The sequence below is a fragment of the Piscibacillus salipiscarius JCM 13188 genome (assembly GCF_001311865.1).
GTDB lineage: Bacteria > Bacillota > Bacilli > Bacillales > Alkalibacillaceae > Piscibacillus > Piscibacillus salipiscarius.
The window spans coordinates 20,365-31,090 of sequence record NZ_BBCD01000033.1 but is presented as its reverse complement, the minus strand read 5'-3'; the positions used below and the strand labels follow the sequence as shown (position 1 = coordinate 31,090).

General features: G+C 37.5%; 9 protein-coding genes and 5 pseudogenes. All 14 read left to right on the top strand.

Annotated elements, in window-relative coordinates; translation table 11 throughout:
• Positions 1–35: 35 nt before the first annotated feature.
• The 14 genes and pseudogenes from JCM13188_RS16190 to JCM13188_RS16130 all read left to right on the top strand — a co-directional run bounded on the left by JCM13188_RS16190 (position 36) and on the right by JCM13188_RS16130 (position 10,669).
• Positions 36–824, top strand: coding sequence for a TatD family hydrolase (locus tag JCM13188_RS16190; protein WP_054754939.1), 789 nt, complete (start codon positions 36–38; stop codon positions 822–824).
• 229 nt (positions 825–1,053) lie between these two features.
• Entirely contained in the window at positions 1,054–1,791 is a 738-nt protein-coding gene (locus tag JCM13188_RS16185) for a ubiquitin-like domain-containing protein (protein ID WP_054754938.1), read from the top strand.
• A pseudogene (locus JCM13188_RS21530) lies at positions 1,736–1,861 on the top strand (G5 domain-containing protein); the annotation flags it as partial. The gene JCM13188_RS16185 and the pseudogene JCM13188_RS21530, both read left to right, overlap by 56 nt.
• Before the next feature lie 75 nt (positions 1,862–1,936).
• Complete coding sequence (locus JCM13188_RS16180) at positions 1,937–2,293, top strand: 3D domain-containing protein (protein ID WP_279402003.1); 357 nt, start codon at positions 1,937–1,939, stop codon at positions 2,291–2,293.
• Between the two features lie 69 nt (positions 2,294–2,362).
• Complete coding sequence (gene rnmV / locus JCM13188_RS16175) at positions 2,363–2,917, top strand: ribonuclease M5 (protein ID WP_054754936.1); 555 nt, start codon at positions 2,363–2,365, stop codon at positions 2,915–2,917.
• The gene (gene rsmA, locus JCM13188_RS16170) at positions 2,911–3,792 is read left to right on the top strand and encodes a 16S rRNA (adenine(1518)-N(6)/adenine(1519)-N(6))-dimethyltransferase RsmA (RefSeq protein WP_279402007.1); all 882 of its coding nucleotides are present in this window, start codon (positions 2,911–2,913) and stop codon (positions 3,790–3,792) included. The genes rnmV and rsmA overlap by 7 nt, the downstream gene beginning before the upstream one ends.
• 66 nt (positions 3,793–3,858) lie before the next feature.
• Positions 3,859–4,741: pseudogene (yabG, locus tag JCM13188_RS16165) on the top strand (sporulation peptidase YabG).
• A 197-nt stretch (positions 4,742–4,938) separates the two neighbouring features.
• On the top strand, positions 4,939–5,193 hold the full coding sequence (gene veg / locus JCM13188_RS16160) for a biofilm formation stimulator Veg (RefSeq protein WP_054754934.1): 255 nt from the start codon (positions 4,939–4,941) through the stop codon (positions 5,191–5,193).
• A gap of 96 nt (positions 5,194–5,289) precedes the next feature.
• Positions 5,290–5,469, top strand: a complete 180-nt coding sequence (locus JCM13188_RS16155; RefSeq protein WP_054754933.1) for a small, acid-soluble spore protein, alpha/beta type — start codon at positions 5,290–5,292, stop codon at positions 5,467–5,469.
• A 300-nt stretch (positions 5,470–5,769) separates the two neighbouring features.
• Positions 5,770–6,617: pseudogene (ispE, locus tag JCM13188_RS16150) on the top strand (4-(cytidine 5'-diphospho)-2-C-methyl-D-erythritol kinase).
• 67 nt (positions 6,618–6,684) lie between these two features.
• The gene (gene purR, locus JCM13188_RS16145; protein ID WP_054754932.1) at positions 6,685–7,500 is read left to right on the top strand and encodes a pur operon repressor; all 816 of its coding nucleotides are present in this window, start codon (positions 6,685–6,687) and stop codon (positions 7,498–7,500) included.
• Positions 7,501–7,842: 342 nt separating this feature from the next.
• Entirely contained in the window at positions 7,843–8,130 is a 288-nt protein-coding gene (gene spoVG / locus JCM13188_RS16140) for a septation regulator SpoVG (RefSeq protein ID WP_054754931.1), read from the top strand.
• 185 nt (positions 8,131–8,315) lie between these two features.
• Positions 8,316–9,689: pseudogene (glmU, locus tag JCM13188_RS16135) on the top strand (bifunctional UDP-N-acetylglucosamine diphosphorylase/glucosamine-1-phosphate N-acetyltransferase GlmU).
• Between the two features lie 28 nt (positions 9,690–9,717).
• Positions 9,718–10,669, top strand: a pseudogene (locus JCM13188_RS16130) (ribose-phosphate diphosphokinase).
• The last annotated feature ends 57 nt before the right edge of the window (positions 10,670–10,726 follow it).

Sequence of the window (10,726 nt, the reverse complement as noted above, 5' to 3'; positions counted from 1 at the left end):
TTTTTAAAAAATCAACAAACCTAGGAGTGAACTTAATGTTATTTGATACACATGTGCATTTAAATGCCGATCAATTTATGGAAGATCGTGATGAGGTCATTAAGCGTGCCTTGGATGAAGGTGTCAAGTACATGGTGGTAGTCGGATTTGACCGAAAGACAATCCCGTTAGCCATTGAAATTGCAGAACAATATGATTTTATTTATGCGGCTGTAGGATGGCACCCTGTTGATGCAATTGATATGACTGATGAAGACTTAAATTGGATTGAAGAGTTAAGTGATCATCCCAAAGTCGTAGCGATTGGTGAGATGGGACTTGATTATCATTGGGATAAATCGCCTCATGACGTGCAAAAAGAAGTTTTTCGTAAACAAATCAGGCTTGCTAAAAAGGTAGGTATGCCTATCATTATTCATAATCGCGAGGCAACGGAAGACATCGTTCAGATTTTGAAGGAAGAAAATGCTCAGGAATGTGGCGGGATTATGCATTGCTACAATGATGTGATTGATTACGCAGAAGAATGCTTGAAATTAGGGTTTTATATTTCACTAGGTGGCCCTGTCACATTTAAAAATGCAGCAGATCCTAAAATAGTTGCTGAAGAAGTGCCGTTAGATCGACTTTTAATTGAAACGGATTGTCCTTTTTTAGCACCCCACCCTAATAGAGGAAAGCGTAATGAACCTGCGTATGTGAAATTAGTCGCTGAGAAAATTGCTGAAATTAGGGAAATATCCTTAGAGGATGTCGCTAAGCATACGACAGAAAATGCTAAAAACTCTTCTCAATTAATTAAAATTGGACATAAAATTTATTAAACACGCGTACGTATAAAAGAGGCTAACTTTGGCCAAGATGCTTTTATATGGGCGCGTGTTTTTAATATTTCGAACATTTCAACCCTTGTAATAAAATCTTAATATTTACTCTAATCGTAGTTGGCGTGGGCTATAAGAGCTAGTTTACTAGTTAAATAGTTTTAGAATGAATTGACTTTGTAAACAATCACCCATATAATCAAATGCGAGTTAAAAGGAGGCGTGATGTATGAGCGTCAAATGGGGTGCTAACCCACACAAGAAGCGCTTTAGCTTCAAAAAGATTATGCTAACGTTATTAACCGTTTTTGTTTTTGTCGCAACAGTGAGTTACATAGCATTCGAGACTGTCACCGCTGAAGTATCAGTTATTCAGGATGGTGAAGAGATTAGTACATTAACAACGGCTAATGAAGTTAGTGGAGTTATGGACGAATTAGGCATAGAGGTATCGAAACACGATGACTTGTCCGTTGATTTAAACGATCAAGTTAAAGACGGAATGGTCATTGAATACACTCAGGCCCAAGAAGTCCAGGTAACAATTGACGATCAAACTAAGACATATTATACAACGACAGAAAACGTCAAACAGTTTTTAGAGGATGAATCTATTAACCTCTCAGAACATGACGAATTATCGGTTGATTTAAATAAAGATATTGAAGATGGTTTAGCTTTTACGATTCAAAAAGCGTTTGAAGTAAAAATCGATGATGGTGGTAAAACAAAAACTACCATGGCTACCAATCAAACGGTAGGCGATTTGCTTAAAGATCTTGATATTAATTTAAATAAACACGACCGCCTAAACGCCGACTTAGACGATCGTGTCGAAAAAAATCGTTCTATAGAAATAGTACGTGTAACAAAAGAAAAAGTTTCAAAGGAAGTAGAAATTCCTTACCAAACTGAAACTAAAAAAAGACTCAAGCCTATTACAAGGAAAAAGCAAGCTCCTAACTAAAGGTGAAGAGGGAAAAAAGGTTGAAACTTACGAAATCACCAAAGAAAATGGTAAAGAAGTATCTCGTGAGTTAGTTGACGAAGAAATTGTTAAAGAAAGTGTTAATCAGCTTGTCGCTAAAGGAACGAAAGCACCTGTACAACAGGTGAGCTCAAGTTCGGGTTCAGATTCAAGTTCTAGCTCAAGTGGCTGGATGACCTTTAGATCGACTAAGTATACGGCAGATTGCACAGGTTGTTCAGGTTATACGGCAACAGGTGTTAATGTCAACAACACGATTTACTATAATGGCATGAGAATTATTGCTGTTGACCCAGGAGTTATTCCACTTCATTCCATAGTTGAAGTGCGTACGCCTAGCGGAAGCTTTAGAGCTGTAGCAAAAGATACAGGTGGAGCTATTCATGGTCGTAAGATCGATATTTTAGTTAGCTCTAAATCTGAAGCATACAATTGGGGTAACCGAAGCGTGCAAGTGAAAATTATACGCAGAGGAAATTAATTAATTTTAAAGGATAATCCTGTTATACTAAGGATTATCCTTTTATTTTGGTTATAGAGAGGTTTGAACATGAAAATAAAAGAAGTCATAGTAGTTGAAGGGCGAGATGATACCGTAAAAATTAAATTAGCTGTTGATGCTGATACCATCGAAACAAATGGGTCAGCGATTAATCATCATGTCTATGATCAAATTCGTCTTGCTAAAGAAAAGCGAGGCGTTATTGTGTTTACTGATCCCGATTATCCTGGCGAACGATTACGCAGGTTAATAGATGAACACGTACCGGGTTGTAAGCATGCATTTTTACCAAAGGAAAAAGCGCTTGGTAAACATGGTGTTGGGATTGAGCATGCTCGAGTACAAGATATAAGACAAGCCTTAAGTCAAGTGTATGAACTTGTTGAAGAAGAAAACCAAGATATGGATTGGCAACCGTATTTGGTGAAGTACGGACTAATAGGCGGGCCAAATGCTAAAGATCGCCGCCAAAAACTTGGTGCCAAGCTTAAAATTGGTTATGCTAACGGTAAACAGCTTGCTAAAAGACTTTCTATGTTCCAAATAAACTTAACGACATTTGAAGAAGTGATGCGTCAGATTATTGAGGAGGAAACATCGTGACAAAGCCAATCGCAACGATTACGCGAACAAAAGAAATTATGGAACGTCATGGTTTAGGCTTTAAGAAAAGTCTTGGTCAGAATTTTCTAATTGACCCTAACGTGTTAAAAAAGATTGTTGCAAAAGCTGGAGTTGACGAAAACACCATTGCATTGGAAATCGGACCGGGAATTGGTGCACTTACAGAACATTTAGCTTTTGAAGCTAAACATGTTTATGCATTTGAAATTGACCAACGTTTAATTGACGTCCTTAAAGATACATTAGCTCCTTATGAGCATGTGACTGTTTATCATCAAGATATATTAGAGGCAGATATAAAATCGTTCTTACAGGATAAGGTGAACGCTGACGAGCAGGTAAGAGTGGTAGCCAATTTACCTTATTACATTACAACACCTATTTTGATGAAGCTGTTAAGAGACGAGCTACCGATTCATTCGATGACGGTGATGATGCAAAAGGAAGTTGCTGATCGTATGGCAGCAGGGCCAAACACGAAGGAATACGGCTCATTGTCAATTGCTGTTCAGTACTATACCGAATCGAATGTGGTCATGACAGTTCCTAAAACTTGTTTTATTCCACAGCCGAACGTTGATTCTGCCATATTGCAATTAGTAAAGCGGGAGAAGCCATTAGTTGGAATCGCTGATGAAGCTCTATTTTTTGAGCTAGTACAGGCCAGTTTTGGACAACGAAGAAAAACCATTAAAAATAATTTGCAGCGAGAATTTAAAGATCGGCTTAGCAAAGATCAATTCATAGAATTATTTGAGGAGTCTGGAATTGAACCATCGCGTCGTGGGGAGTCCTTATCCATAGAGGAATTTGCCATCTTGTCAAACGTATGCCACAAGATCATAAGCCAATAGGCACACTTACACCCCTTTATCAATATCGTATAAGAGAAGGTATTTGAGAAGGGGAATTTTTATGAACTGGCAAAAGGAGATATTGTCACAAGACATTCATATGATCACGATCTTTTGTTTCGTGTGCAAAATATTAATAAGAATCAGGCTATATTATTTGGAGAAGATTTTCGTTTAAAGGCGGATGCCCCGTTATCGGATTTAAAGAAAGTAACCGAAAGTGATCGTTTTTGCGCCGAAAAGAAATGAAACAAGATGAAGACCTTTCTTATCGAATGTTTCGTCAAGATTATTATTTGCGTTCATTTCGTGATTATGCACAACCAACTCATGAAAAAGAACAATCCATCTCACAATTTAGAATCTGCCCAAAAGTGCTTCATATTGATGGTGATTCATTATTTTTAAAAAAATGTATTCAGCTTTATAAACGTTTAGGGCTACAAGTACATGGAATGTATGTTGAAGAAGCAGAAATGCCGGTAAAAGTTAAAATTTTAATGGAGAAAGTGCAACCGGACATTTTGGTTATTACTGGTCACGATTCTTACTCTAAACAAAAAGGCGATGAAAAAGATATCAGAGCCTACCGTAACAGTAAATACTTTGTTGAAGCGGTAAGAGAAGCACGAAAATTTCAGCCAAGTTTAGACCAATTAGTTATCTTCGCTGGAGCTTGCCAGTCCCATTTCGAGTCGATTATTAGAGCAGGAGCTAATTTTGCAAGTTCACCAACACGAATAAATATTCATGCGTTAGATCCCGTTTATGTGGTTGCAAAAGTAGGCTATACACCATTATGGAAAAAGTGGATATTTACGATGTTGTCAGTCGCACAATAACACGTGAGAAAGGTATTGGTGGGATTGAGACTAAAGGGTTATTTAGAGTTGGACTCCCATATATGAAAGAATTACCAATTACGAACGAAAAGTCAAAAGATGAATAGTATATCATAGTTGGGTTTTATAGTAACCACACTTCAAACTTTTTGGAAATATCATGTATGAATAAACAATTCTAGGTAAAATTAAAAAAAAGACGAAAATTTGTTGACATATTGACATGCCAGTTGATATAATATTTAACTTTATTTGACTTTTGGCGGTTAGTGTGGTATGATTACTAATAGTGAGGTGGAGTCTAATGGGAAAAACCTTAGCGGAAATCAAACAAGTATTAGATCACAGAATTGGCGAACGTTTAACGTTAAAAGCTAATGGAGGACGACGTAAAACAATTGAACGCTCAGGCGTTTTAGCAGAAACATATCCTTCCGTATTTATCGTTGAACTAGACCAAGAAGAGCACAATTTTGAAAGAGTGTCTTACAGTTATACGGATGTATTAACTGAGACGGTTGAAATTACCTTCACAGATGAAGTCACCAAGATGGCGTAATAATAACCAATCCCCATCCATTTCCATTATTCTTTCTTAGCAATTACATATACTAAGAGTGTCGTAAATAACGACAAAAGGAGTTGTGATCAACCGATGGGAAGACGACGTGGCATTATGTCAGATCGTTTGAAGGAAGAGATCGCAAAGGAATTAGGTTTTTACGACACGGTGCAAAAAGAAGGATGGGGAGGCATTAAGTCTCGAGACGCCGGAAATATGGTTAAAAGAGCTGTACAAATGGCTCAAGAGCAAATGTCTAAGGATAGGTCGTAATGACCTATCCTTTTTTAAAGGCTAGGAAAATAAAAAATTTTCACTTCAAACCTCAGCTATTTATTTTGATTAGCAATGTCTAGCGCAATGTACCCAACCACTGGGTGACTTCCCAACTAAACCTACGATAAGTCACCATCGGCTCGCGATGCTCGCCGTGTTTCCTTTATCTCAGTTTAGTTGGTCCAGTCACTGTGTGGTTAAACGGGCGCCTTGCGCTTTTCTTACTTATATTATTTATACCCATGGGAAATCTTATGGTACAATCGTAAAGAAAAACGTAGGCAGGTGAAACATGACATGATTTATGAGAAAGCACCGGCAAAAATTAATTTAACTTTAGATGTTTTACATAAACGTGATGACGGCTATCACGAAGTTGAAATGATTATGACAACGATTGATTTAGCCGACCGGTTATCGTTTGAAAAAATCGACTCAAATAAAGTTGAAATAGCTTCAGAGAACAGGTTTGTTCCGAATGATCAGCGAAATTTAGCTTACCAAGCTGCAACTTTATTAAAAGAGCGTTTTAATATTAAGCAAGGTATTCGTATACATTTAGACAAAAATATTCCAGTAGCTGCGGGCCTTGCAGGAGGTAGCAGCGATGCGGCTGCGACTCTTAGAGGTGTAAACCGGCTTTATGATCTTAGGTTAACGAATCAAGAACTTCAGGAAATCGGAGCTGAAATCGGATCAGATGTACCTTTCTGCGTTATGGGTGGTACAGCCTTAGCGAAAGGACGTGGGGAAAGGTTAACGGCACTTCCTTCACCACCTGCCTGTTGGGTTGTGCTTGCAAAACCTAATATAGGTGTATCTACGAAAGATATTTACGAAAAAGTCGACTTTACCAACATAACCCACCCAAAACACAAGCAGCGGTCAAAGCACTTGAGTCTCAAGACTTTAAAAGTCTTTGTGAGAATTTAGGTAATGTGTTAGAACCTATTACAGCTTCAATGCATCGTGAAGTTGCACAAATTAAAAGCCGTATGGAGAAAACCGGTGGCGATGGAGTGTTAATGAGCGGAAGCGGCCCTACGGTTTATTCTCTTGTAGCTAAGGAAGAAAAGGCAAACAGAATATATAACAGTTTACGAGGGTTCTGTTCAGAGGTTTATGCTGTCCGAATGCTACGCTAATAAATGGATAAATCCGTTCATTAATGGTATAGTCTACAAAGAATATTCGGTTTTGAGGTGAACGATTATGAAACGCAGTGAACGGTTAGTTGCCATGACCCATTATTTTTTGGAGAATCCAAAAACGTTAAGCTCACTGCCATACTTTGTTGAAAAGTATGATGCTGCAAAGTCATCAATTAGTGAAGATATTGATATTATAAATGACATGTTCAAGAAAATGGGTATAGGTGAACTACATACTGTTGCAGGTGCAGCAGGTGGGGTCGAATATATCCCTGATTTATCAAAAGAAGAGGCTGAATCCATTGTAACTCATTTGATTACCCATTTAGAGGATGCTTCAAGGATTTTACCAGGTGGCTATGTTTACATGAGTGATTTGTTAGGCCATCCTAAATACGTTCAAGACATAGGGAAAGTGTTCGCTTCAGCATTTGATCATTCTGAGGTCGATTATATTGTTACAGTTGCAACAAAAGGCATTCCTCTTGCTTATGCAGTCGCTCAAGTAATCGGCGTTCCAGTTGTCATTATTAGACGAGACCCAAAAGTAACAGAAGGGTCAACGGTTAGTATTAATTATGTTTCCGGTTCTTCAAGAAAGATCCAAACAATGGTTTTGGCTAAGCGAAGTATTAAAAAAGATGCTAATGTTCTGATTGTCGATGATTTTATGAAAGCTGGCGGCACAATTCAAGGCATGATTAGCTTAATGGATGAATTTGAAGCTAATGTTAAAGGAATTGGAGTCCTTGCTGAAGCTGAGGATGAAGATGAAGAACGTAAAGTACAAGATTATATTTCCCTTATCAAGATGATGGAAGTTGATGAGCAAAATCAAACCATTAAAGTTGAGAAAGGGAATTACTTTAATAGTTAAGTGGCCCGGACTGAATAATAAAAGAAATGCCCGACACTCCTGCATATTGCGCATGCCATGCAGAGATGAAGGGCATTTCTTTTTTAAAATAATGGCACGTAACCTTTTTAAAATTTGTCTATTTTTTGTCTAAAGACTATTGCATGCCTATTAAATCTCTAGTAGTCTCTTAATTAACATAAAAATTTAATATTTTTTTAAATTTTTTCAAAATCTTGAAGGATTATTTAAAAGCTTGTGGAAATGATTAATTAAGTCCTTATTTTTAGATTGATTTTTGCCATTATTCAATCTATTTCTAATCTATTTAAGCTAGTAACTTTTTAAAGGTGGTGAGACATAATGCAAGTAACTGACGTAAGATTGCGCCGTGTGAACACGGATGGTCGTATGCGCGCGATCGCATCGATCACATTAGACGGGGAGTTTGTCGTTCACGATATTCGTGTCATTGACGGGAACAACGGCTTATTTGTAGCTATGCCAAGTAAGCGTACGCCGGACGGTGAATTTAGAGACATCGCTCACCCGATCAATTCTGACACACGTGGTAAAATTCAAGATGCAGTCTTAGAAGAATACCACCGCGTCGGTGAGGAAGTCGAATACGAAGAAGCAGGTGCTTCTTAATATGCTTTAAGAGTCTAACCAAAAGTATTGGTTAGACTCTTTTTATTTGACCTAATTTCTCAATGTACATTTTCCGTCTTTTCATTATTCAAAAATTGTTAATATGATTTAACCCCAGTTAAGTTGCAAGCACTTATAATTTAAGATATATTCATAGTGGATGAATGTGTTGGAGGGAAATGAATATGTCAAATAGATATGCTGTGGTGCTAGCGGCTGGTAAAGGAACACGAATGAAATCGAAGTTATATAAAGTACTACACCCGGTGTGTGGTAAGCCGATGGTAGAGCATGTGGTTGATCAGTTATCTAAGTTAGAACTTGAAGATATGATTACAATTATTGGACATGGCTCTGATTTAGTTAAAGATCAACTAGGAGATCGAACGAAATATGCTTTACAAGAAGAACAATTAGGAACAGGTCATGCGGTTCAGATGGCCGAATCATATTTAAAAGGTAAACAAGGAACAACGATTGTTGTGTGCGGTGATACACCATTATTAACAGGTGAAACACTTAGTGAGTTAATGAATTATCACGAGGATCAGCAGGCCCAAGTAACTGTTTTAACGTCTATATTAGAAGACCCAACTGGATATGGACGGGTCATCCGTAATGAACATAATGAAGTTGAAAAAATTGTTGAGCATAAAGATGCATCAGAAGATGAATTATCCGTTAATGAAATTAATACGGGCGTTTATTGCTTTGACAACCACTTATTATTTGACGCATTAGATAATGTTTCAAACGATAATTCTCAAGGTGAATATTACTTACCTGATGTATTATCGATTGCGAAAGAACGCGGGTTAAAAGTAGTAGCTTATACGACACCTAACTTTGAAGAAACGATCGGTGTTAATGACCGAGTAGCACTATCAAACGCAGAGAAAATCATGCAGCGCCGAATTAATGAACAACATATGCGAAATGGTGTGTCTATTATTGACGTTTCAAATACTTACATCGGCTCAGATGTTAAAATTGAGTCTGATGTGGTCATTGAGCCTGGTACAAAGCTGTCAGGTCAGACTGTTATTAAAAGTGATGCCGTCATCGGTCCAAACAGTGAAATTAAAGATAGCGTGATTGGTGAACATACGGTTGTTAAACAAAGCGTGGTAACTGAAAGCAAAGTTGGTCAAAACGTAAATATTGGACCGTATGCCCATATTAGACCAGAAAGCAGCATTTCAGATGAAGTTAAGATAGGTAATTTTGTTGAGATTAAAAATCTGAAATTGATACCAATAGTAAAGTTTCGCATTTGTCTTACATTGGCGATGCTGAGATTGGCAAAGATGCTAATATCGGCTGTGGTACAATCACTGTTAATTATGACGGTAAAAACAAGTTTAAAACCATAATAGAAGACGAAGCCTTTATCGGTTGTAATTCTAATTTAGTTGCACCTGTCACAGTTAAAAAAAGGTGCTTATGTCGCTGCTGGGTCAACCATTACAAAGGATGTCCCTGAAAAAGCACTCTCTATTGCAAGGTCTCGTCAGGAAAACAAAGAAGGTTATGTAGAACGTTTGAACAAACGTCAATAAATATATCTTTTTGGAGGTTCTCTAAATTATGTCAAACCATTACAATGACCCTTACTTAAAAGTCTTCAGTCTGAATTCAAATCCAGAATTAGCAAAAGAGATTGCGAATCATGTTGGAGTTGAATTAGGAAAAGTTCTGTTAAACGCTTCAGTGATGGAGAAGTGCAAATCAATATTGAAGAAAGCATACGTGGTTGTGACGTGTTTGTTGTTCAATCAACAAGTGCTCCAGTTAATGAACATTTAATGGAGTTGTTAATTATGATTGATGCTCTAAAACGCGCATCAGCTAGAACGATTAATATCGTGATGCCTTATTATGGATATGCTCGTCAAGATCGTAAAGCCCGTTCAAGAGAACCGATTACTTCCAAACTAATAGCTGATTTATTAGAAACAGCAGGTGCCGATCGTGTTATTACGCTTGACCTTCACGCAGCGCAAATTCAAGGTTTCTTTAATATTCCGATTGATCACTTAGTAGGCGTTAAAATTTTAAGTGAACATTTTATTGAAAAGAACCTAGAAGATGTCGTCGTTGTATCTCCAGATCACGGTGGAGTAACCAGAGCAAGAATGTTAGCTGATCGACTTAAAGCTCCGATTGCAATAATTGATAAACGTCGTCCACGCCCGAATGTTGCAGAAGTGATGAATATTGTAGGTAATGTTGAAGGTAAAACAGCCATACTAATTGATGATATTATTGATACGGCTGGTACTATTACGTTAGCGGCAAACGCGATGATGGAAAACGGCGCAAAAGAAGTTTACGCATGTTGTACACACCCTGTTTTATCAGGTCCTGCTATTGAGCGTATTGATAATTCTAAAATTAAAGAGTTGGCAGTGACAAATAGTATTCCTTTATCAGAAGAAAAGCAGTCACCAAAATCACACAGCTTTCGGTAGGAAAGCTTATTGCAGAATCCATCAAACGTGTTCATGAGCATCGTTCAATTAGCTCACTATTTGATTAATGATCACGGCGTAATTTATCTATAATTTTACTTCTACGTTTAAAAAGGTATAATAAA